The sequence below is a fragment of the Trichodesmium erythraeum IMS101 genome, assembly GCF_000014265.1.
Lineage (GTDB): Bacteria > Cyanobacteriota > Cyanobacteriia > Cyanobacteriales > Microcoleaceae > Trichodesmium > Trichodesmium erythraeum.
The window spans coordinates 7,122,395-7,146,904 of sequence record NC_008312.1 but is presented as its reverse complement, the minus strand read 5'-3'; the positions used below and the strand labels follow the sequence as shown (position 1 = coordinate 7,146,904).

Annotated in this window: 14 protein-coding genes and 2 pseudogenes; 9 read left to right on the top strand and 7 right to left on the bottom strand. The window is 36.6% G+C overall.

What is annotated here, in order from left to right; genetic code table 11:
* Positions 1–67: 67 nt before the first annotated feature.
* The gene (locus tag TERY_RS22450; RefSeq protein WP_011613934.1) at positions 68–847 is read right to left on the bottom strand and encodes a hypothetical protein; all 780 of its coding nucleotides are present in this window, start codon (positions 845–847) and stop codon (positions 68–70) included.
* 995 nt (positions 848–1,842) lie between these two features.
* Entirely contained in the window at positions 1,843–2,031 is a 189-nt protein-coding gene (locus TERY_RS37715) for a hypothetical protein (RefSeq protein WP_370496129.1), read from the bottom strand.
* Between the two features lie 902 nt (positions 2,032–2,933).
* On the opposite strand from TERY_RS37715, the gene TERY_RS22440 reads away from it, so the two are divergent.
* From TERY_RS22440 to TERY_RS33925, 3 genes are all read left to right on the top strand, one after another.
* Positions 2,934–5,144, top strand: a complete 2,211-nt coding sequence (locus TERY_RS22440) for a transketolase (RefSeq protein ID WP_011613933.1) — start codon at positions 2,934–2,936, stop codon at positions 5,142–5,144.
* Between the two features lie 705 nt (positions 5,145–5,849).
* Entirely contained in the window at positions 5,850–6,023 is a 174-nt protein-coding gene (locus tag TERY_RS33930; protein ID WP_155994583.1) for a hypothetical protein, read from the top strand.
* A gap of 382 nt (positions 6,024–6,405) precedes the next feature.
* Entirely contained in the window at positions 6,406–8,907 is a 2,502-nt protein-coding gene (locus tag TERY_RS33925; RefSeq protein WP_011613932.1) for a CAP domain-containing protein, read from the top strand.
* A gap of 648 nt (positions 8,908–9,555) precedes the next feature.
* On the opposite strand, the gene TERY_RS33920 is transcribed toward TERY_RS33925, so the two are convergent.
* Positions 9,556–9,702 carry a hypothetical protein gene (locus tag TERY_RS33920; protein ID WP_155994582.1) on the bottom strand — a complete coding sequence of 49 codons (147 nt, stop codon included), beginning with the start codon at positions 9,700–9,702 and terminating at the stop codon, positions 9,556–9,558.
* Between the two features lie 349 nt (positions 9,703–10,051).
* On the opposite strand from TERY_RS33920, the pseudogene TERY_RS31430 reads away from it, so the two are divergent.
* Positions 10,052–10,732: pseudogene (locus TERY_RS31430) on the top strand (IS1 family transposase).
* 27 nt (positions 10,733–10,759) lie between these two features.
* Here TERY_RS31430 and TERY_RS22425 read toward each other — a convergent pair.
* The 4 genes and pseudogenes from TERY_RS22425 to rsfS all read right to left on the bottom strand — a co-directional run.
* Positions 10,760–11,088 (bottom strand): annotated as a pseudogene (locus TERY_RS22425) (DUF4277 domain-containing protein); the annotation flags it as partial.
* A gap of 1,223 nt (positions 11,089–12,311) precedes the next feature.
* Positions 12,312–13,262: an asparaginase gene (locus TERY_RS22420; protein WP_011613929.1), complete on the bottom strand. Its 951-nt coding sequence runs from the start codon at positions 13,260–13,262 to the stop codon at positions 12,312–12,314.
* 494 nt (positions 13,263–13,756) lie between these two features.
* On the bottom strand, positions 13,757–14,257 hold the full coding sequence (locus tag TERY_RS22415; RefSeq protein WP_011613928.1) for a CGLD27 family protein: 501 nt from the start codon (positions 14,255–14,257) through the stop codon (positions 13,757–13,759).
* A 65-nt stretch (positions 14,258–14,322) separates the two neighbouring features.
* The gene (gene rsfS / locus TERY_RS22410; protein ID WP_011613927.1) at positions 14,323–14,742 is read right to left on the bottom strand and encodes a ribosome silencing factor; all 420 of its coding nucleotides are present in this window, start codon (positions 14,740–14,742) and stop codon (positions 14,323–14,325) included.
* A 1,195-nt stretch (positions 14,743–15,937) separates the two neighbouring features.
* Here rsfS and TERY_RS22405 point away from each other — a divergent pair.
* From TERY_RS22405 to purN, 5 genes are all read left to right on the top strand, one after another.
* Positions 15,938–16,843, top strand: coding sequence for an MBL fold metallo-hydrolase (locus tag TERY_RS22405; RefSeq protein WP_011613926.1), 906 nt, complete (start codon positions 15,938–15,940; stop codon positions 16,841–16,843).
* Positions 16,844–16,980: 137 nt separating this feature from the next.
* Positions 16,981–17,433, top strand: a complete 453-nt coding sequence (locus TERY_RS22400; protein WP_370496124.1) for a diheme cytochrome c — start codon at positions 16,981–16,983, stop codon at positions 17,431–17,433.
* Between the two features lie 907 nt (positions 17,434–18,340).
* Positions 18,341–21,151 carry a preprotein translocase subunit SecA gene (gene secA / locus TERY_RS22395; RefSeq protein ID WP_011613924.1) on the top strand — a complete coding sequence of 937 codons (2,811 nt, stop codon included), beginning with the start codon at positions 18,341–18,343 and terminating at the stop codon, positions 21,149–21,151.
* A 986-nt stretch (positions 21,152–22,137) separates the two neighbouring features.
* The gene (locus TERY_RS22390; RefSeq protein WP_011613923.1) at positions 22,138–22,758 is read left to right on the top strand and encodes a GNAT family N-acetyltransferase; all 621 of its coding nucleotides are present in this window, start codon (positions 22,138–22,140) and stop codon (positions 22,756–22,758) included.
* A 455-nt stretch (positions 22,759–23,213) separates the two neighbouring features.
* Entirely contained in the window at positions 23,214–23,879 is a 666-nt protein-coding gene (gene purN, locus TERY_RS22385; protein ID WP_044137011.1) for a phosphoribosylglycinamide formyltransferase, read from the top strand.
* Positions 23,880–24,510 lie beyond the last annotated feature (631 nt).

Genomic DNA, 24,510 nt, shown 5'->3' with positions numbered 1-24,510 from the left:
AATATCTATAAGCTATAAACTGTTATTATTTTTCCAGCCGGAAATTTTATATTAAATTATTATATATTTAAAATATACCTTCAGATTGTTTTACTGATTCCCCAGTATGTTCTCTAATGGGTTGTTTTGAAATTATAGAATGATGATGAGATGATGGGCTAGAATAATTTTTTTGTTGTAACTGCCTGATAAGTATAATTAGGCGTTTCAAGTGAGGTTTTATTACCTGTGTATTCTGTGTTTCCAGATCGTCAATTTTGGTGTGAAGCTGGGATATATCTACAGATGCTTCTTTAACCAATATTTCCGTATCCCTTTGTAGATTGGCCATCGCTTCTTCAATCACCAAAATACGTCCATTTACTATTTCCCAATCAGATTTACTCAGAGATTTTTGATCCACAGATGCTAAACTTTTTTGTACAGAAGAAACTGAGTATTCTAGTGCAGTTAGTTGCTGTTGTATTTCTGAATTTACAGCTTGTGTTAATTCAGTAGAAAATTGTTCACGAACTGATTCAATTTCGATAGAAAGCTGTTGACGAAGTTTAACTATTACCTTTACAGCATTGTTTTCTAACCTTTCTACTGAGCTTTGAATTTTTTCTATCTCAGAGATTTGAGATAATTGCATTTGCTGTTCAAGTCTGTATCTGTTAGCCATATTCAGAGATAAGGCTAATGTTATAGGGGCAACTGCATAAAATGCTTGCCCCGAAGCTGCTACTCCAAAAGCACCAAATACAGAGAAGGCTACACTAGCATACTCTGCCAAATTGAGCCAATACTTTTTGTAAAAAGTAGGCTTCAAAGCTCTCCTTAGCAATGAATCTTGATTAAGTTTCATATTTTTTTTAGTACATCTCTCCACAAGTATTTTTTGTTTTATGCAAAGTATAGGTACTATCTATAATTATTTGTGAATATAAGTAATATTATACCATTTACATTTCCATAATTGAAGCATTATCCTCAAACATATAAACCACAATATAATTTAATTATAGCTCACACTGGGCAGATCTTGAAGAACATTTTATACCAGAGTTAATTTTGTTGACCCTCAAGCCTTAAATAATTTTCAGATAATCATTTAAGGGTTTTTATTTGTACAATAATAAGAATCAAGTAAACAAAAAGAAAAAGAATAAAAGAACTATTAGTTGCCTTATTTATCCAAAATACAGACCGTTTGAGAATAGTAGGGGGAATGGCAGAAAAATGGTTTAATAAGGATAAAAAAGTGCGATTTGTTCTACCTACAAGCTTGCATCCTTTCCCCATGAAAAGATGGCATCAATAGTTAACCTTAAGTTTTGGAGTAATGTCTAGCAACGAGAGCGATCGCTCTCCTAGCAATGCTAGCAACAATTGATTTTCTACACCATAGTCGAGCTGTTTTGGGTTAGCCTGGAAAATTTATTCAATGGCCTTTGGATGCTTGATAAATACTGTTAGGTAATCCAATTTTACTTCAAATATGTCGCTATATTGCTATGCACATTTTTGTATAAATGTCAATGGTTAAGCAACCAACTGGAGCAGTTTAATCACAGTAGGAGCTTTTGGACCTGGCAGTTGCCTCATTGTCATATTCTTAATTGAGTGATTTTTTACTTATACTAATTATTATAAGTATTAATTTTTATTTGATTGTCTACAACTTTACCAATATTACCCAGACTTAACCGTTTCACGAAAGTCAAAACTCAAAAGTTAAAAGTTAAAAGCTAGATTTTATAGAACCCCTACAGGTTTCTCTAGAGAATTAGGCGATATAGCTGTTGCCACCATCCTCCGCTAACGCCAATTTTTTGAGCATTAGTTTGGATAAAACAAAGATTAATCTTGGCGGTGGTATTTTCTAGGGTTCGCATCAATTTTTTTAGTCAAGCTTTTATATCTTTCCATCCAAGAGTTAGTTCTTTCTATGACCCATCTAGCTTGAATTGTAACAAATATCGTGTTTCCTTGTTTTTCTTTCTCAACTTTTGATGGTTGAGCGGAAAGTTGAAACCTGATCTTGGTCATAATTGCTGGATAAACTGTCTTTAACTACTGTATAATTTTTTCGAGGTAGTATCAATTATCAAGTAAAATAGTGATTTTACGAATTTTTACAGGTTTGGACTTAAAGTAGTCAATGTTGTCTGACAACATTTCAATTAATCCATATTATCAGTTTTTGACGATGCATGTGCTACGAAGCAAAAAAAGGAAAGCCCAGATATTTTCTGCTAAGTGCCTTATAAATTCCATTAGTAGTCTACTTGAAACTGAATCCCTTGAACTTGACACTAACATTACAGGTATTTTTTTACTATCTGGGAATTAATTTATTAGAGTTGTCCCGGAGCGTTTTTTCTACATGTTGATGTACTTGAGAGTGTAATACATCTCTAGTCTGTTCTATTATTCCTGATTCTCGCCACTGTTTATAATGCCAAAATACGATGGAGTAAGGACTTAAATCTTTATTCTATTAGACCAATAACAACCGTTTTTCAGTTAAGAAAGTATACCGTCCAATATTTATCTTTTACTCCCTATGTATGGGGCAAGTTTTCTTTTTTTTTGGCAACAATGGTTCAATCAGAACCCATTCTTTATCTGCTAAACTACCAGAATATGGCATTGACCAACCTCTTAGTTAAATAATTTGCTTTGGCGGAGGATGGTGGCGGCAGCTATATTGCTACTTAGTATAACCTTGGACCGAAAAGATACCTGTAGGGGTTATATCTGCTCAAACACTTAATTATACACTACTTTCAGGAAATCATTTGAAATTTAAAGTTGCAAACTATTTATTTGTGACATATTAAAAGTGAATTAGTATTATTACTACATCAAATAATTAGTCAAAAGAAATTAAAATCGATCCCCGTAGATGTTAAATTGAGATAAAAAGAGCAAAATACAGGAAAATTGCTATGACTACAACAACTCCAAAACCAACAACAGTCCCGGATTTTTGTGAAGGTATCCAATATTTTGGAAAAGCTTGGCCTGATTTTGAAACCTACGGTAAAACACCAGCAATAGCAGAAGGAAGTAAAGCGATCGCTTCACCAAGTGACCCTACTGGCATATATCAAACCCTCCTCTACGCTGATGCTCTGCGTTATTTAATGTTACAAGTAACAGGCAGCAAAGCATCAGGACACCCAGGCGGTTTTGCCAGTCAAGCCGAAGCTTATGCAGCCCTAGTAATGTTAGGCTACAAAAATATTCTCACAGAGGTCGGACACCACGCCCCCGGATTTTATAGCGCTGTATTTCTTGACCGCTCCCTAGAAGATATGAAAATCTTCAGTGTCCAACAAATGCGCGATCGCTTCCGGGAAATGCACGGACTCCTCGGACACCTATCTGGCTATATTCCTGGTTTACTCAACCCTGCCGGGCCACTGGGACAAGGTCAACATTTCGCCATGGCAGCAGCATTATTACATCAAAACACCCTATTTCCTTTCACCTTAGGGGACGGTGGTATGGGAGAACCATATCCAGTCAGCAGTATGATGCACTTTAACACTGCCTATCCTAATGTTACCAACTTTTTACCAGTATTAGTATGGAACGGTTATAGTCAAGAACACCACAGCATGGTTTCCACAAAAAGTAATGCAGAAATGATTAGCTACTGGAAAGGCAACGGTTTTGCAGAAGTCATACTGGTAGATGCTAAGGACTTCGACGACCAAAACCAACCAGGAGACTATATTGACAGTAGTGCCTTCTCTTTAGAAAAACGCCTAGAATTTACCAAAGCGGTATTAGAAAATGTTGACAAAGCAGCAAAATCTGCTCTTGATGGTAAACTCACGATTTTTATTATCAAACAACTCAAGGGGGCCGGGGTTCACGCCAGAGGTTCAAAATCTCACAACCTCTATCCTAAAGACACCCTCGATAGTCCCCAAATTATCAATACTCTCAAAGAACGTGCCTTATCAGTAGCAGCTTGGGAGTTAGTACGAAAAAATTGCGAACGTGCTGGTGGAGGTCCGGCATCTAAGACTGTTGTGACTGAATTTGAGTATCCACTAACAGAATTAGGTCAACTACCTTTAGAAGAATATACAGTTGGTGGGGACCCCAAAGTTGCCACAACTGCCATGGGAGCATTAATAGCTCATGTCGGTCAAAAAGACCCTCATTTCTTGCTAACAAATGCTGATGGTAACGCTGCATCAGGTATTAATAATGTTAACCAAGCATTGAAAATTATTCACCCCACCCCTGACGATATTTATTTCCAAGGTCCAGGAGGTCAGGTTTATGAACCTTTGAGCGAAGACGCTTGTGCTGGAATGGCTGCTGCTTTAGCATTGATGGGAGCCCGGACAGTTTGGTGTTCTTATGAATCTTTTGCTATTAACGGGGTACCTATTTGGCAAACTGTTACTCAAGCAATGGCGGAGTTACGTCACCTGACTCCTTCGACAATTACATTATTTACTGCTGGAGCATTGGAACAGGGGCGCAATGGTTGGACTCACCAACGCCCGGAAATTGAAGCTTATTTTGCTGCGATGATGCGGAATGGAAATGTGTTCGCCCTTTTCCCACCTGATGCTAATAGTATTCAAGTTTGTTATGACTGGGCGCTGAGTACTAAAAATAAGGGTGTGACTATTACTGCTAGTAAGTCACCTTTACCTATTCGGACTACTTTTGAACAGGCAAGACAAGGGTTAAAGGATGGTGCTGTTATTCTTCAAGAGGTTAAAGGGGGTCAGACTGTTGTGTTTGCAGTACTGGGAGATCTGCCATTAATTCCAGTATTTGAAGCTGCTGCCTATTTGGAAACTAAAGGTATTGGGGTACGGATAGTTTCAGTAATTAATCCCCGGCGCTTGTACCGTCCCCAGGATACAGGTTGGAATACTTGTTCTGAAGCTGATGGCGGTTTTTTGGATGATGCTGGTTTTGAGGAATTATTCGGTGGTGATGCTTTAATTGCTGTGACTGGTGGCGCCAGTTTGATGTTAGAACCAATTATGTTACGGAGTCAGGTTAAGCGGGATACCTTTGCTTGGCGTCGAGGGGAGACTGCTTCTAGTGCTGGTGAGGTGATGGCTTTTAATGGTATTACTGCTGAAACTTTGACTAAGCGGGCTATCGAATTAGTAGATTAAATTTTAGGGGTTTAGTTGTAAGCATTCAGCTATTAGCTAGAAGGAGGTGAAATGCCTCCAATAATAACAGGACTTACGTACGAGCACTACACCCAGTGAGGGGGAATGCCAGAAAGCCCCTACATTTGGTGTTTTTAAGGTGAATTTGCGTAAGTCCTGAATAATTAAAGGTCGGACACAAAAAAGATGATCAGCTTTATGCAAGTATTTTGTTACTTTTATGTGTTTTTTTCCCAGCATGACCTAGGTAAAGTGTTCGAGCTGACTGCTGATAGCTGAATGTTTGCGTTTAGTTTCCAAACCCCCTACAAAAAAATCTAGTCTGTAGTAGGGCTTGAACCTGAAAAATATCCCGATAATTACAGCGTTTTTCATTTTAGTCGGGTACAGTAGGTAGGTTCCATGGAATGTCTGTACAAGGTTTTGGTTGTCACGATAATTTTTGAGGTCTTCAAACTCAAACTAGTTTTAAAATTCTTTTCTGTAGAGTTAAGGAAACTTCCGGAAAAAACATAACCCAAATTTCTTCATTGACAACTACTATAACTATATGTTAGTAGCTACAAGCCCACGTACGAAAGAAGAAGGATCGCCCAACATCTATCCGCGCGGTTCCAAACCGAAATACAAACTGAAATAAACTGGGCAGGTTCCCCATACAAGCTTATCATTACAAGTTAACACCGGAGAACCACTCCCCCCTTTATGCCATCTTCTGCCAGTCTACGAACTTTTTCTAAACCTCGTAATCATATTCCTCAGGACTTACGCACGGGCACTATATCTAGTGAAGGCGAATGCCAGAAAGCCCCTACATTTGGTGTTTTTAAGGTGAATTTGCGTAAGTCCTGTTCTTTTGTACCACCCAAACTCTCATAAATTTGCTTCTGTACAGAAGAGAAGAACTAGCGATCGCCTCCTTCTCCCTTATCATCGGTGAGTGGAGTGCAAGGTGATGAGGGATTAGCGATCGCCTCTTTTAGCATTTTCCAATTAGCCCAAGATAATAAGGGACTAGGGTACGGCTATTTTGGCATTTTCCGAATATTTAGCTGAAATTAAGTAATTTTTCATTGACTTTTTGTTGATTCAAATGCTAACATTAAATTAATCGGGGTCTACTCAAACTTATAAATAATAACCTATCTGTAGAGGGCAAACGCCAAAAAGCCCCTACTATATATGTGATTTAGTTCTGCGAGTCTATTGGAAAATAATTCCTGCTTTGTCAATTACAATCGTTTATATTTAAATACAAACCATGACACAACCCACTGCTCAAGACCAATATATGCTCGAATTGGTAAACAGAGGTCGAGCAAATCCTCAAGGAGAAGCTGATTTATATCTAAATGGAGACCTAAATCAAGGACTTCCTTCAAATACAATTTCCACCGATGCCAAACAACCTCTAGTATTTAATTTCGAACTCCATAGTGCTGCTCAAGATCATAGTCAATGGATGCTAAATAATAACGTATTTAGTCACACAGGAGAAGGTGGTAGCAGCCCCACCCAACGTATGCAGGCTGCGGGGTATGTCCTCGCACCTCCCTGGTCTACTGGGGAAAATATCGCTTACAGGGGAACAACAGGTACGCCAGACTTAACCACTTTTGTGGAGGGTAACCACAAAAACCTATTCGTCAGTCCGGGTCATCGGAGAAACCTGATGAGTGGTAACTTTAAGGAAGTCGGAATCTCTTCGCTACAGGGACAATTCGAAAATTACAACGCAGTCATGACTACCCAAAAATTTGCTTTTTCTGGGGATCGTGGCCCATTTATTACAGGTGTGGCCTATACTGATGCTGTTAATAATGACGATTTCTATACAGTCGGTGAAGGAATAAAAGGGATAACAGTTACGGCAGTTGATACTACTAATAGTGCTAATACTTTTACTACCACTACTCTAGATGCAGGTGGTTATAGTTTAGATGTAGACCCAAATGTAACTTACGATGTCACCTTCTCTGGTGATCTAGATCAGAATGGTCAGGCAGGCGATACAGCAACTTATCAAGTTCAAGTTAATTCCGAAAACGTCAAACTAGATGTAGTCAGTGACGAATTACCAGAGCTTACTCCCGCACCTACACCAGAGCCTACTCCCGCACCTACACCAGAGCCTACTCCCGCACCTACACCAGAGCCTACTCCCGCACCTACACCAGAGCCTACTCCCGCACCTACACCAGAGCCTACTCCCGCACCTACACCAGAGCCTACTCCCGCACCTACACCAGAGCCTACTCCCGCACCTACACCAGAGCCTACTCCCGCACCTACACCAGAGCCTACTCCCGCACCTACACCAGAGCCTACTCCCGCACCTACACCAGAGCCTACTCCCGCACCTACACCAGAGCCTACTCCCGCACCTACACCAGAGCCTACTCCCGCACCTACACCAGAGCCTACTCCCGCACCTACACCAGAGCCTACTCCCGCGCCTACACCAGAGCCTACTCCCGCACCTACACCAGAGCCTACTCCCGCACCTACACCAGAGCCTACTCCCGCGCCTACACCAGAGCCTACTCCCGCACCTACACCAGAGCCTACTCCAAATGTTCCTACTTCTGGTGACGATAACCTCACTGGAGATTCTACTGCTAACAACATTAAAGCTTTAGCAGGTGATGATACTGTGTCTGGAGGCGACGGCCAGGACACTATTAATGGTGGAGCTGGTGACGATGTTCTCAATGGTGAAGTGGACAATGACTCACTGATGGGCTCCACTGGTAACGATCAACTTAACGGAGGTAGTGGTAATGATACCCTCAAAGGTGGTAATGGTATTGATACTCTCAATGGTGGAGATAATGATGATACCCTTAAAGGAGGAAAAGATGCCGACCAACTGAACGGTGATGCAGGCAATGACCAATTATACGGGCAACCTGGTAACGATCAACTTAACGGAGGTAGCGGTAGTGATACCCTCAATGGTGGTAATGGTATTGATACTCTCAATGGTGGAGATAATGATGATATCCTTAAAGGAGGAAACGATGCCGACGAACTGAACGGTGATGCAGGCAATGACCAATTATACGGGCAACCTGGTAACGATCAACTTAACGGAGGTAGTGGTCATGATATCCTCGAAGGTGGTAATGGTATTGATACTCTCAATGGTGGAGATAATGATGATATCCTTAAAGGAGGAAACGATGCCGACGAACTGAACGGAGGCAATGGTAATGATACCCTCAATGGTGGTAATGGTATTGATACTCTCAATGGTGGAGATAATGATGATACCCTTAAAGGAGGAAAGGATGCCGACGCACTGAACGGTGATGCAGGCAATGACGAATTATACGGGCAACTTGGTAACGATGTACTCACTGGTGGTACTGGTAACGATATTCTTAAGGGTGGAAAGGGTGCAGATACTCTTATAGGAGTCGATTTAACTGCTACTCAACCTGGCAATAGTGAGATAGATATTTTGCATGGCGGTTCTGGTGCTGATTCATTTATCTTAGGTCATGCTCAGGTTGGTCAGGTTTACTATGATGATAATGGTACAGAAGATTACGCTATGATTCTTGGTTTTAATGGTGCTCAAGGGGATCGGATTCAACTATATGGTAGTATTTCTGACTATACTATTGAGAACAATGTTTCTGGATTACCTACTGGAAAAGCTATTTATAGTAACAATGACAACGGTGATAATGAACTAATTGCTATTGTTAGAGGGCTAAAAGGTATGGATTTAGATACAAATCAGTTCAATTTTGTATAGTCCAGGACTTACGCAGTTACGCTATATATAGCGTACTGTGTTTCCCTCCATAAATAAATTTCTCGGCTCACAGCAGAAGTCTTCTTCAAGATGACTGGGAATAACTTGAGTTGGGCGATCGCTACTGACAGCAGTTTTCATGTCGGCAGAGCACAGTAGGGACGTTGAATGCAACGTTCCTACAAGGCTTTGGTTATAGTGATGTAGTTCATCAATTTGAAAAGCGGGTTTGGTTTCCAGACCCCAATTTTTTTGCCCCTACCTGGGTATTTCCTGATAATTAATTAAATATGGTGGGAGTTTGCTTGACAAACTCCTACAAAGCTTCATTTTTATCTATAGACCTCTCCAAAAACACCAGTTTTTGAAATGGAGCATAAAGGTTTGAGAACCTTTTGGAAGAGAAGTCTCATGATTAGTGTTATAAATTATTTTACTTAGAAGCTAGCAGATTTGATCAGCGTTGTTACACAAAAGATGATTAGAGGGTGTAAGTAATATCGGTAGTGCATCAGTAAAGTGTGGGATAAGTATAATGGTCGTGCCAACTCCAAGGAGCGATCGCCAACTCAGCTCTTTGTGCAGCAGTATTTTCTTTGCGACTATGAACTCAAATCTAATTGAAATAGGCGATCGCTAACTTCACTGTTATCTCACCGGGTGTGCCCAGACCTTACCAAATTTATTCTGTCGGCGATGCCATCTACCTATCTGCTGTCTGAGAATCCCGTTAGTTCCCTCCTTATGCTGCGTCTGGTCTACCCCAATGATGTGCTTGACTTCAGGATGGAGCACTCCCTCGTACCCACCCTAATCATCAGTATACCAATGTTTACAGTTAGTTTTCCCTTCTGTGTTGGCGATTAATTCTGCGATAGGTAGTCCTATATATGTAGTGATATGTTCATATAAGCAGTCAGTAATAGATATTAATATCAGAAATATTGCGCTTTTGCCTACTAAAAATTAAAAGTTTATTTGCTAGGCGAGCCCTTAATATAACCAAGTACTAAGTTATCAATAAATTTCTTCTAAATATCATACCACAAATTGTGCTAACATACACTTACTAAATATGCACATTAACATATAGTTCGGGAGGCAAATGATGATTAAGTAATGTCCAAGTTGTGGTAGTAGCCATATTGTTAAAAATGAGACAATTCATCAGAAAAAACAGAAATATCAATGTCAAACCTGTCAAAGACAATTTGTCCCCAATAACTCTAAAGTATACATCAACAATTCCCCCCAAGAATTGATTGATAAATTATTATTAGAAAAAATTAGTTGAGCTGGGATGATTCGTGTAATAGGTGTATCTGAAAAATGGCTACAAAACTAGTTTAATCGGAACTTTGCAGAAGTTTCACAGTTTATTAAATGTACTAAAAAAAACCGGGAAAACTGACTATTGAGTGTGATTAAATGTGGTCATTTGTTGGGAGTAAAAATAATCAGCAATGGTTCTGGCTAGCCATTGATATAGAAACCAAAGAAATTGTGGCTTTCTCTTTAGGAGAAAGAGGAGAAAAAGGCGCTAACCAATTGTGGAATTCATGGCCAGGAATATATAGGCAATGTGCAATTTGTTATACAGATTTTTGGTCAGCTTATGATGTGATTTTTCCTCATTGTAGGCAATTATCGGATTATTAGAAACTGGCTTAACTGCTTATTATGGAAAGGTTAAATAATACTTTGGGTCAAAGGATGTATCCCTGAGTTGTGAAAAACTTGATCTTTTTCTAAAAAATTAGAAAACAATTTGGGTGCTATTTGGTATTTCATTCATCATTATAATCAAGCGATCGCTTCACCATAATTTTATCACTACATATACAGGACTACCTAAATTTGTTAGTCCTAATTGATAGATATCATCCATTACTCTACCTATTTTATCATCGTTTAAGTATTCACTATTTATACCTGTGCCTAATAATTTTTCTATAGCTTTGTCTTCAAAAAATTGACTAAATAAATATAATGGACGTGAGACCATCCCTAACCCATTCAAAATTAAAGCTTTTATTACTTGTCCAGTAGCAATTTTTTCTCCATTATCTACTCCTAATTTTTGATTAATTAGTTCCACTATTTCTATCTCATCAATTAACCCTGCAACTATTCCTTTGTCGGGTCAAGATTTTCAACTGTTATTTCTTCTATTAAAGACATTTTTTGATGCTCAATAAGGATGCAATCATAAGTTTTATGATCTCACTTGAAGTGACTAAAGACCATAAGTAATTATACGTAAATTAAATAGATATTATCTTGTAACCTCTCATAATACAATTCTGTTGTGCGGAATGTGGGTTTTAATAGAAGGACAAACAGCCATATAGTAAAAAGCTAAGTAATATTTAACTACTTAGCTTTTTTTTACTTTTAATTTTAATGGCGGGAGGCGGATTTGAACCACCGACCTTCGGGTTATGCTTACCACTACAGCTTTAACTGCCTTAACTCTAAAAATATTAGAATTAGTTTGTGGTCTGGACTGTCCCTTTACCCTCAGCTTCTATAAAACTAAAATAGAACTGTTAGAGTACCTGCCAACCAGTCTCTACACCTTCTCCTTTTAACTTTGGAGCTTGGCTCGGGATTACCCCGCTAACGGCTTCCCCGAATTTGACAAGTAATCACATATAAGTTTCCTTATATGCCGCCCCTTACAAGGTAAAGATTCAAGCTAAACCAATAGCGGTTTCGATTTACACTTGGTTTAATTTATCTTTCCCTATAACTTGAGCCCGACGAGCTACCAGACTGCTCTATCCCGCGTCAACTTCATCTATTATAATCATAACTCAATAAAAATTGCAACCCCATTCTCAAATATTTTCAAATTTTTTTTTCCAGCTTGCATCTTGGGTCTATATAGCATCATCCTATCCCCAGGAAATACTATTGCTAGTATTGTTTTGCTGTTTAAGGACAAGACACTTCAACCTGACTTGATCTTAAAGCTTTGCCTGTCCATCAGACGACTTTTTAGTTGTTTTTTTAAAGATATCTGTTTTGTATATTAGACCTCTCCCAAAAGACTAGTTTTAGAATGGTAGAGTCAGGATTTGAGAACCTTTTCTAGAGATATATATTAATTAATTAGTACCCCAAGGGCAGTCCCAGAAAAAAAACAGACCCACCAGGCCAAATCTAACTCACCTCTATCACCTCAACTCGCAACTCTTGTGAGTTGAGGAGTAGGTTGGGGTGCGTGTAGCAGTCAATGAAACGTAAAACGAAATGGGAGCTTGGGATTACAAGAATACCCTGTACCTAAAAGCACTATAGGATGTCAATTGGTAAACTCTTAAATAATTTCCGCGTTTTAAATCCTTCTTTTTTTTCTGAGTTCTAACTTTCTGGCTATTGGGAATCTTCTTAAGGAAATTTTAAATCGACATTTCTCCCACTACTTCTAAACGCTTAACATTACTGAGTAACATATAGTTTTCTGCCAGAGTTTCAGCAATATTAGGAGATATCCAACCCATTTGAGTTAATAAGTGAATAGCTACTGCATATTTTGCCCTTTTTGCACCATCATTAACTTTTATAGCTAAACCCATACCCTCACCTACCCGGCCAATACATTGGACTCCTTCAGCTCCAGACTTACTAACAAGTTCTCCTGAAGTTAAGCGGATTAACTCTGTATCAAAATGCCCATTTCCCGCCACCATTTCTGGATGATAGGTCATGGCCCGGACAATTCTTTCTAGATCCAAACTATTACCTGAAGCTAGTTTGGCGTAAAGTGTTGCCATTTGGCTTAATTGTAGGAGATAAGTTGGAGCACCACAGTCATCACGAGCGCCGATAAATTCTGGTGCGGGCATGGCCAGCAATTCAGCAACTTTGCTAATAATTAATTGTTGTACTGGATGCTTCATTTCCAGGTAAGATTCCATAGGCCAATTTCTTTGTTGACAAATAGCTAGCATACCTGCGTGCTTACCAGAACAATTATGTTGTAAAGGACTATTTTTTTCTAGTGGAGTTGGACATTGTAATCTTGATGAATCAATATCACAGCGCCATAACACATGAAATACCTGTCTTGCTTGCTCGATTGTACCTTGATGAGAGCTACATATAACAGCTAAGTCTATATCAGTTAAATTATACTGTTCTAGAATACCTGTGGTAGTTACTGTTAAAGCTTGAAATGGTTTGAGAGCTGAACGGACGAATGTAGCTGTATCAGCATCTCCCGCCACAGATAAAATTCTGCCTCTATGGTCACATATTGTTGCCTGAACTTGGTGAGTTGATTCAACAATACCTTCTCTAAGTAGTCTGACTTCCAGTTGTTTAGTTTGTGTTCTTTTTCCCCTGGTCATTTCAGTTATCAGTTATCAGTTATCAGTTTCTTCACCCTCAGCCAGAAAATTAAAATTTTTCTTTTTTCTCCCTTATTAAAAAGAAAGTTTGAGACCTTATTTATTGGTCATTTTTATTTATTTTTTTGGGTAAGTGGAGTATTTGAACGAGTCAATTATTTACAGAACTTACCCCTACTGGTGAGGTACATATTAGGTTAGGTAAGATTCGGGCAATACAATAGTTTTACTATTCACGTGTTGTCAATATCATATCCGTTCCAATGCTTTAATTATATTTTGGGAGAGTATTTATCAAGTTAAGATTTATACCTATGAAACTATAGCTATTATTTATATAATTATCAATAGTATTAACTATAATAAGCTCTCAATTAATCTGCTTATTAGTATGAGTTTATTCAGCAAAAATTGAGGTTGTAAAAAAATAAAATTACTAATTTGATTATCTACGATAATTTAGTCAGACTTTTTAATAATTGCTTTAGCAGATTTCATAGACATAACCAAATAATTCCACCTATAAAAATTACTAAGGTAAAACTATAAAAAGTTTTGCGTAATCTTTGCATAAGTGGTTGAACTTGATATTGAAGTATTAGTCTATCCTTTATAATTTCCTCTGGTGTTTTTAGCCATGTTTGCCCATCATACCAACCAGACTCCTCATAAAAAACAGTCTTATTCGCCAGACGCGCTCGCACATAATTCCAACCCAAATAAAGTCGCAACAATACCAAAATTAGAATCAAACTTGCTCCAGCAGAACCACTCAGTAAAAATTGCACTAGAGATTTTTCTGGTGGAAAACTGGCCGCGGCTACAGGTCCTGATACTAACCAACTCCAAACCCAAACCCAGACTAGCTTCCTTAAATAATCAAATCTTTCTAATGTCACCCAGCAAAATAACCAAGAATTTTTGAGTTCTTCATATTCATTTACTGGTTGTTGTTCTGGTGGAACGGGAGAACTAGATGTTATTTGTCTAATCATAGATAAATTTTTTCCTCACCTATTTTTATACCCGCAAAAAAGTTATTGTTATGGACAGTTTAAATCTAATTGATCAAAGATGAAATATCTATTCTTTCTGCATGACCCCAGAATGCTTCCAAGTTATAGAAGTCTCTTTCTTCGGGCTTCAATATATGAACTATAACATCAGCATAATCCATTAATATCCAAGAACTTTCGCTGTGGCCTTCTACTCCTAATGGATTTACTTGCCTTTCAAGTTCTACCTTTTCGGCGATCGCCTGAGATATAGCTCTTACTTGGACATTAGAATAACCTGTAATAATTACAAAGTAGTCTGCCAAATAAGATACTTCTGATACTCTAATAACAACAATGTTATCTCCTTTGCGGTCCAATGCTGCATTAACAATTGTGGATGTCAATTCTAAAGTTTTATCCGCTTCCAAATTTATCCCACTTGTTTCGGTTGATAAGGATTGAATATAAGGGTAATTTGACATCAAATTATCTATTTCCTTAATTAATTGAATTACTAATTTATATTGGCTAATCTTTGGCCTCTATATTTCTATATTGATCATATATTGTTAATTTTTTGACTGCTTCATCCTCTGCTGATCCAGTTGTTTTTGGCCTTTTCCATCAACTAATTTCTCATTAATAGAATTCGTGGGTGAATCAAGCTATGTAAGTCAAGCAGGTTTTTTATAGTATAATCCCTGGTTAACCAAACTGCTTGGCAAAGGTTTTTTTGAGCTAGTTGTCTCAGATAACCTAGCTGAGGGATCTTAACTCTACCAGGTTCGATTCGTATCTGTTAGGAAAATTAGCCAAGGCTACTGATTTATAGCCGGAGTTCCTAATGTATGGTTAAAAATTACAGCTAAAATGTCGATATTTTTGCCATACCAAATTCTTTTTTAGGCAAAATTATAATAAACATATATATGAAGCAAGTATTGAGTCTATTTTTCAACCTTATTCCCTTTGAGATTTGTAATAGACTTATGGTCCTCCTTAAGTATTTAGCTTGGTCAAATTTCATGCCTTGCAGGTTTATCCCTTTCTTGGTTTAGACCATAATAGCCAGCTAGTTCCTCTGCCATTTTTTCTAACATGAGAATATGTCTAATCTTAGAGGGAAGGACATGAACCGAAAGCCATTTTAATACTTTTTCTTGAAGTTGAACTCAGTCTAATTTTTGTATTTTGATTAACAGTTCCTCAGCTTTCATAGAAATTATTTTTACTCCAAAGTAATAATTTTGATCAAAGTTTATTGTCAATAAAAACTTTTACCTACAGATTTACATCAATTACAGTAGGAATATTTTTTTAGTAAGGGACTTTTGACTTAATTTTTTTTCATACTAATTCTTAAGTGTGAACGTTAAAATAATTTCATTGTTGGGATCTAAACTCTAAAATTAGTCACTATTCCTGATAATTTAGCAGCTTTGCTATGCATTAATATTATTGAATTTTAGTAGTTATAGATACACAAATCTCAGGTATCTTTACATCGGTAATAAAAATTTTGTGATTAATGTAGAGCTTTATGTACTAAATTATATTAGATTATGTCAAGATATACTAGCTAATAAGTAATAACCCATTTTGCTAGAATAAGCTAAATTTAAAATTAAGAAATTTTCCACAGATTTCGTACTAAGCGAAATTCTAAAACATAGAAATATGCTATCTTCAGAGTCCTCATCCCCAATATCACAGTCTGAGGAAACAGCTACTCCCTCAGACAGCTTGTCAACTGACTTTGTTGTTGAATTCTGGGGTGTGCGAGGTAGTATACCTACCCCCGGTAGCAGCACAGTTCGCTATGGTGGTAATACCTCCTGTGTAGAAATGCGTGTAGGGGAAAAACGTTTAATTTTTGATGGAGGTACTGGCCTAAGAGTGCTGGGTTTAGAACTACTTAAGGAAATGCCAGTCGAAGCTCATATATTTTTTAGTCATACCCACTGGGACCATATTCAAGGTTTCCCATTTTTTGTTCCGGCCTTTTTACCTATTAATAAATTTCACATATATGGGGCCATAGCACCTGATGGTACAACAATTAAGGAATCTTTATCGGATCAAATGGTACATCCTAACTTTCCTATTCCTTTACAAATAATGGGTTCGCAGATGAAGTTTTATGATTTTAATAATGGAGATGTAATTCAGGTTGATGATATTGAAATTGAAACAATTTCTTTAAATCACCCAAATTTTGCTATTGGATATAGAGTGTGTTGGCAGGGTAAAACTGTAGTTTATTGTCCAGATACAGAACATTATGAAGGTTACTTTGATGAAAATATACTTCATTTATCTCGTAATGCTGATTTACTAATTTATGATGCTACCTACACAAATGAAGAGTATTATGATGTTAAATCTCCAAAAATTGGCTTGGGACATTCTACTTGGGAAGTAGGGGTAGAAATAGCAAGAAAGGCAGGAGTGAAACAAATAGCTATGTTTCAGCACGATCCTGGTCATAATGATGATTTATTGGATGAAGTTCAAGTGGCTCTCCAGTCAATATTCTCTAATGGGTTAGTAGCAAAAGAGGGTATGACAATTCCAATTCTTTAGTCAGGTTCAAAAAATCGTTTTAAAATAGCACAGAGATTATATTTATGTCAAGATCTAATCTCAGGAATAGGTGTAGACAAAGGCCAACTCTTTTTTTTCTGTTACTACTGATATTTTTCTGCAGTACGAGGTGCGTTTTGGTTGTAGGAAAAATCTCTACTGCCACGACCATTTCACAAATTAATTCTGAGTTAATTAGCAATGTTGATGTAGTTCCCCAACGCCATAGGTTAGGACTATCATTATACTTAGAGAATTGTGCTACTTGTCATGTTGCAGTACCACCTCAAGTCCTCCCTACAGAAAGTTGGCAAATAATTCTTCGAGATTCTCAACACTACGGTGTACAGTTTCCTAGTCTTATAGATCCACCCCGTCAACTTATTTGGAATTATTTACAGGTTTCTTCTCGTCGCAAATCTCAGGAAGATGAAAGAATTCCTTACAGAATTGCTAGTTCCCGTTACTTCAAAGCACTTCATCCTCAACTCCAGCTTCCTCAACAATTAAGTATCAAAGGTTGTATTTATTGTCATCCCAAAGTCAAAGATTTTGACTTTCGGACTCTTAACCCTGTAAGGCCAGAATAATATTCAAGTCAGAAGTTAGAGGTTGTTTTTGTTACAGTAATTTTGAGCAACCCTTGAAAAATATTTCATCTTCAAAGGTGAGGTTAGGGGACCAAATTATTTTAATAACTTTTTGCTATCAATACTTAGGGTTACCCCAGGAATACCGAGGATTAAGGCCAGGGAGGAAGAAAATAGACTTAAATATAGAGGGAAATTGGCTGTGAGGTCAATAAAGTCTAAATCCTTAATAAGTAGGGATTTTAGTCATTTTTAGGGTCTTGACCTAATTTCCTGGTATTAACTGACTTTGATACATTTTGGCGGCCAGAAAATGTTTAAGTAGGACTAAAAAATTTTTATAAGTTGGCAGAAGCTAGGAGGGGCTTATGCAGAAGTTGATCTTCAGGACTTCCTGAATGAGAGCCACTTAACTGGGATTACTTTACGGCTCCCTAAGAAGGCCATAATTTCAGATTTTCGGCCTCAGGATCAATCCCTCCTTGTTCCTGGGTAAATCGAGTATTGCTTTTCTTTATTCAATTACTCTTATCTATATCTATTTATAATATTTTTTTAATTGGTATTATTAGTCAGACTAACATTCATTGCTCTCAAGCACTACGGAAATCTCCACAGACTTTTTTGAAGGTCTACTAACTGTCCCCAGGCAGAATAAGTAGAAAAAGTTTTGATTACGCAACGCATGATCCTAACTTTTGTAATCCTAACACCTATACCCAATCAGCCGAGCTTTTAGACCCGTAAATTTTTGATAAAATAACTCATACCAATTTTTTGACAACCAAATAGTTCTAATACTGATTAAACTCAGACAAGAATTATATTGACAAAATAAAAATTAAATGGTATAAAGAATCATTTTTTTGACTATTAATAATTGAAATTTAACTTTTAGATACCAACCATGTTCAAAAAACTTCTGGGAGACCCCAACGCACGCAAACTCAAGAAATTTCAACCTTGGGTAACAGATATTAATATTCTTGAAGAAGATATTCAAAAACTTTCAGATGAAGAACTCAAGGCTAAAACAGGAGAATTTAGACAAGCTCTAGAAAAAGCAAAAACTAAGGATGAAGAAAAAGCAATATTAGAAGAAATTCTACCGGAAGCTTTTGCAGTGGTTCGAGAAGCAGGAAAACGAGTCCTAAGTATGCGACACTTTGATGTCCAACTATTGGGGGGCATTATTTTACATCAAGGCCAAATAGCAGAAATGAAAACTGGGGAGGGTAAAACTCTTGTTGCTACTTTACCAGCATACTTAAATGGTCTAACAGGTAAAGGTGTCCATGTAATTACTGTTAATGACTACCTAGCAAGACGGGATGCGGAATGGATGGGACAAGTACATCGTTTTCTAGGTTTAAGTGTAGGGTTAATTCAACAGGGTATGAATCCAGAAGAACGGAAAAAAAATTATACCTGTGATATTACTTATGCTACTAACAGCGAAGTTGGATTTGACTACTTGCGTGATAATATGGCAACTAATATGGAGGAAGTAGTACAACGTCCATTTAATTTTTGCATTATTGACGAAGTTGACTCAGTATTAGTAGATGAGGCAAGGACTCCTTTAATTATTTCTGGGCAGGTAGAAAGGCCAAGTGAAAAGTATATCAAAGCAGCAGAAATTGCAGCAGCTTTAAGTAAAGAAAAAGAACATTATGAAGTAGATGAAAAAGCCAGAAATGTTCTATTGAGTGATGAGGGTTTTGCTGAAGCAGAACAATTATTGGCAGTACAAGATTTATATAACCCTGAAGACCCTTGGGCCCATTTTGTATTTAATGCTTTGAAGGCAAAGGAATTATTTATCAAAGATGTTAACTATATTGTCCGAGATGATGAAGTAGTTATTGTTGATGAATTTACTGGTAGGGTAATGCCTGGGCGACGATGGAGTGATGGTCTACATCAGGCGATCGAGGCGAAAGAAAGGGTGGATATTCAGCCAGAAACCCAAACCCTGGCAACTATTACTTATCAGAATTTCTTTCTACTTTATCCGAAGTTATCGGGAATGACAGGAACGGCAAAAACAGAAGAAGCAGAATTTGAAAAGATTTATAATTTACAAGTAACAATTATACCCACGAATAAACCAACTGGTAGAAAAGATTTATCAGATGTAGTTTATAAAACAGAAGTAGGAAAATGGAAGTCTATCGCTCAAGAATGTGCAGAAATGCATAAAGAAGGTCGTCCAGTGTTAGTAGGTACAACGAGTGTAGAAAAATCAGAGTTACTATCTAGGTTACTAGGTGAGGGGAAAATTCCCCACCAACTTTTGAATGCTAAACCAGAAAATGTGGAGCGTGAATCAGAAATTGTCGCACAAGCAGGTCGTGGCGGTGCAGTCACTATTGCCACGAATATGGCAGGTCGAGGTACAGATATTATTTTGGGTGGAAATGCTGAGTACATGGCAAAGTTGAAATTACGGGAGTATCTAATGCCTAAAGTTGTGAAACCAGAAGATGATGATGGTTTGGGTATGGTAAGAGTATCAGGACTGAAAAAGTCTCATGTAGCAAAAGGTTTTGATCCCCAGCAAAAGGTGAAGACCTGGAAAGTTTCACCTCAGATATTTCCAGTTAAGCTATCACAAGAAACGGAGGGAATGTTGAAGCTAGCAGTAAATTTGGCAGTTAAAGAGTGGGGAGAGAGAGCGCTGCCTGAGTTGGTGGTGGAAGATAAGGTGGCGATCGCTGCGGAAAAAGCTCCGACTACTGAACCAGTTATTGAAAAGTTGCGGGAAGTTTATAACTTAATTCGGCAAGAATATGAAAACTACATAGAGAGAGAACATAACCAAGTAGTGGGATGTGGTGGATTGCACGTTATTGGTACTGAGCGCCACGAGTCACGCCGCATTGATAATCAGTTACGGGGAAGAGCGGGGCGACAAGGGGACCCAGGTTCGACTAGATTTTTCTTGAGTTTGGAAGATAACTTATTAAGGATTTTTGGTGGCGATCGCGTTGCTGGAATGATGCAGGCGTTTGGGGTTGAGGAAGATATGCCAATTGAGTCTGGGTTGTTAACTCGTTCTCTCGAAGGTGCCCAAAAGAAGGTGGAAACTTATTATTACGATATGCGTAAGCAGGTGTTTGAGTATGATGAAGTGATGAATAATCAACGTCGAGCAATTTATGCGGAACGTCGGCGGGTATTGGAAGGTAGAGATTTGAAGGAGCAGGTGATTAAGTATGCGGAGCAAACGATGGATGATATTGTGGAGGCGTATATTAATCCTGAGTTACCTTCGGAAGAGTGGGAGTTGGATAAGTTGGTAGAGAAGGTGAAGCAGTTTGTTTACTTGTTGGCAGATTTAACCCCTGAGCAATTGTTTGATTTGTCGATGGAAGATATTAGGACTTTTATGCATGAACAGGTAAGGAATGCTTATGATATTAAGGAAGCACAGGTAAATCAGATTCGTGGTGGTTTGATGCGAGATGCGGAACGTTTCTTTATTTTGCAGCAAATTGATACTTTGTGGCGGGAGCATTTACAGCAGATGGATGCGTTACGGGAGTCTGTTGGTTTACGGGGTTATGGACAGAAAGATCCGTTGATAGAGTATAAGAGTGAGGGTTATGAGTTGTTCTTGGATATGATGACGGATATTCGCCGAAATGTGGTTTATTCTTTGTTCCAATTCCAACCGCAACCTGCTGTACAGACTACTGCTGCAGAGACGGTTTAGTTGGGGTAAAATTTTAGTTTTTGAGTGGGGGTATGCTGAGGTTTATCTCCACTTTTTGATAGAGGTACAATTATTTACATAATTAAGTATATATAGGGTTAATTATAGCTAAATATAACTATATATAGGGTTGAAATCGTTTTTTTTTTACTTTTTGTGTTATAAATTGCATACTATTGCCTGTAGAATATAGGTTGCGAATGCAATAGTATGCAGAGATGAAAAAATCTATTAATCAAGTTTTTGGTAAGGTGTTTGCTGCATAGAGATAACTAGAAGAGTTGTTACAAGAAGATTTTGATGCTGCTGCTCATCGTACATACATTAATGAGTTAGAAGGGGGGTTGAAAATTTCTACATTGGAAAGTGGTTTTAAAACTTGCTGAAGGTTTAAAGGTTCATTCAACTGAGCTTGTCGCTCAAATTTTTGCGTTGTTAGAAACAGATAAGATGCACTCACCTCAATCTGTAATAAAGTATATCTTTAATAGTTCTACTTAATTGAAGGATATTTTAATTCCGAAAAACAACTCGTTATAGTATTGACAATTTAATATGACAGCATACTATATATAATGTGCTTGGGTAAGTCCTGATTATAGAAACTAGGTTGAGAAAAATAATATGACTAATATATCCGTTCCATATGAAGCACTAAGGCTGACTGCAAAGAAGACTTTGCCTACTATGTAATACTTACCAAGCAAAGATAATACAAAACCTGATTTGCCAGACGCATTTTTCTATTTGCAATCTGAACTTTTGCGCCCAACTTTTCAACAACTTGATACTAAAATAATATGGCTTAAAACAGAGGTTTTGAGATATTTATAAATTTATATTGTCCAATAAAAAATATTGATATTTTTAGAAGATTTGATGTTTTTATTATGAAAAAAAATGACCATTAGTATCATACTTGACTAAGAATATATTGTTATGGTTAAATAATTTAGTTTGTCTATAAAATTAGGAGATTAAAAAAATTGAAGACTTTGGATCTTTTTAGGAATTTACCAACTATTGAAACTGAACGAATTTTGTTGAGAAAAATGTCTTTTAAAGATGCAAAAGATATGTTTGAATATACTCAGGATTCACAAGTTTCAAAATATACAGGTTGGTATACTCATAACTCAATTAAAGATACTAAGTTGTTTTTACAATATACAATTAACAACTATAAAAATAATCAGCTTTCTAACTGGGGTATTGTTCACAAAGCAGGGCAAAAATTTATTGGTACTGCTGGATTTATTGACTGGAAGATAGAACACTCTAGGGCAGAAATTGGTTATACATTGTCTCGGAAATATTGGGGAAAAGGTTATATGACTGAGGTGGTTAATGCTATTATTTATTTTGGCTTTAGAACGATGATGTTAAATAGAATTGAAGCTAGATGTTTGATTGAAAATATAGCTTCTGCCAGAGTCATGGAAAAAGTAGGAATGAAATATGAGGGTGTTCTACGAGAATGTATATTTATGAAGGGAAAATATCAAGATTTAAAAATTTATTCGATTCTCAAGGAAGAATTTAGTGCTAAAAAATACGATTATCCTATTAAAATATCTACTACAGTATGTGGCTTTCATCCATTGTAAACAATCTCTGATTCGGTTAATACTTAATACTAATTATTTACCTATATAATAGTGCATATTAATACTTACTCCAAAACTTTACATATTATATATTAAAACTATATATAGTTAGTATGCATCGGGAATTTGATCTCAGTAGCACAGGTATCTTGCCTATGATCACTATAGCAGACTAAGATGAAATTATCTTTCTAGTATGCTGAATGTTTACTATGCACTTCAATTTTATTGCCTATTTTTGTCTCAAAAAAAAGATTTTGAAAAACTATTTTGACAAAAATATTCTAGTAATAATTGTAATAATTTAATGCCTTAATTCTTACATAATATTTGACTTTTAATATTTAAAAAATACATATTTTTATTAATGTATAAAAAAACCTAGATTATTAGTTGTAAATATGACTATAATACTGTATAATTTAAATAATTTACACTATTGTATTTTACACAAAATGAAAACTGAAACTCAACTAATTAATTCTAATTCTTGTTTAGTTTCTCCAGCTATTCCTGAAAATGCTTTGCCAAAATTTTCTCCTATAAAATTGGGGATTCTAGCTTCTGGTAATGGGAGTAATTTTGAGGCTATTGCAGAAGCGATAAGTAATCAAAAATTAAATGCCAAAATTCAGGTAATGATTTATAACAATCCTGGAGCTAAGGTTACATCACGAGCAGAAAAGTGGAATGTTCCATCAGTATTGTTAAATCATCGAAAATACAAAAACCGAGAAGAATTTGATAGTCAAATTGTCAAAACTTTACAAGAATACAATGTAGAGTGGGTGATTATGGCTGGTTGGATGCGAATAGTTACTAAAATTTTAATAGATGCTTTTCCTAATCAAATCATCAATATTCATCCTAGTTTGTTGCCTAGTTTTAAGGGTATAGAAGCAGTTGAACAAGCTTTAAATGCAGGAGTAAAAATAACTGGTTGTACAGTACATTTAGTGGATGTAGAAGTCGATAATGGTCCGATTTTAATGCAGGCTGCTGTACCAATTTTGCTTGATGATACACCAGAAACTCTCCACCAGAAAATTCAAGTGCAAGAACATAAAATTATTGTGGGTGCTATTACTCTTGCTGCATCAAAAAAAATTGGTTTTAAGTAGTAGTTAAAATTTCAGTATTTAACTTAATAAGAGAAGAATTAATTTGAATATAGAATAAATATTAAAACCCACTTACCCTTTTTTTCAAGATTTAATTAAACTTCGGTATTCTGTCTGGACGTTGTATACAACGTCCTTACTATTTGTAATAAACATTTATCAACCTTGACATGGCGATCGCTAAAATATCTCTGATATAATTTAATATAGTTCAAGTAAGGATGTTTTTTTGCATTTATGTAATCTGAATAGCTACTAATTATGGTTCCACATCATAAAAGTTTTAGTTTGATATAAACCGTATTACTCTGTTAGCGATCGCTCTATATAAAAATGAGAATTAAGTGATAGTAATTATTGTTAATTTCAGTTTTGCTATTGTGAAAAAATAATCACAATAAATTCTGGCAACTCAAAATTAATATATTCATTATTTAGAGAAAATATCTCATAGTAATTATTGTTAATTTCAGTTTTGCTATTGTGAAAAAATAATCACAATAAATTCTGGCAACTCAAAATTAATATACTCATTATTTAGAGGAATTATCTCATAGTAATTATTGTTAATTTCAGTTTTGCTATTGTGAAAAAATAATCACAATAAATTCTGGCAACTCAAAATTAATAT

Excerpts from the sequence above, each read along its gene's own strand:
- TERY_RS22450 (WP_011613934.1), bottom strand. The coding sequence starts at position 847 with ATGAAACTTAATCAAGATTCATTGCTAAGGAGAGCTTTGAAGCCTACT.
- TERY_RS37715 (WP_370496129.1), bottom strand. The coding sequence starts at position 2,031 with ATGACCAAGATCAGGTTTCAACTTTCCGCTCAACCATCAAAAGTTGAG.
- TERY_RS22440 (WP_011613933.1), top strand. The coding sequence starts at position 2,934 with ATGACTACAACAACTCCAAAACCAACAACAGTCCCGGATTTTTGTGAA.
- TERY_RS33930 (WP_155994583.1), top strand. The coding sequence starts at position 5,850 with ATGCCATCTTCTGCCAGTCTACGAACTTTTTCTAAACCTCGTAATCAT.
- TERY_RS33925 (WP_011613932.1), top strand. The coding sequence starts at position 6,406 with ATGACACAACCCACTGCTCAAGACCAATATATGCTCGAATTGGTAAAC.
- TERY_RS22420 (WP_011613929.1), bottom strand. The coding sequence starts at position 13,262 with ATGACCAGGGGAAAAAGAACACAAACTAAACAACTGGAAGTCAGACTA.
- TERY_RS22415 (WP_011613928.1), bottom strand. The coding sequence starts at position 14,257 with ATGATTAGACAAATAACATCTAGTTCTCCCGTTCCACCAGAACAACAA.
- rsfS (WP_011613927.1), bottom strand. The coding sequence starts at position 14,742 with ATGTCAAATTACCCTTATATTCAATCCTTATCAACCGAAACAAGTGGG.
- TERY_RS22405 (WP_011613926.1), top strand. The coding sequence starts at position 15,938 with ATGCTATCTTCAGAGTCCTCATCCCCAATATCACAGTCTGAGGAAACA.
- secA (WP_011613924.1), top strand. The coding sequence starts at position 18,341 with ATGTTCAAAAAACTTCTGGGAGACCCCAACGCACGCAAACTCAAGAAA.
- purN (WP_044137011.1), top strand. The coding sequence starts at position 23,214 with ATGAAAACTGAAACTCAACTAATTAATTCTAATTCTTGTTTAGTTTCT.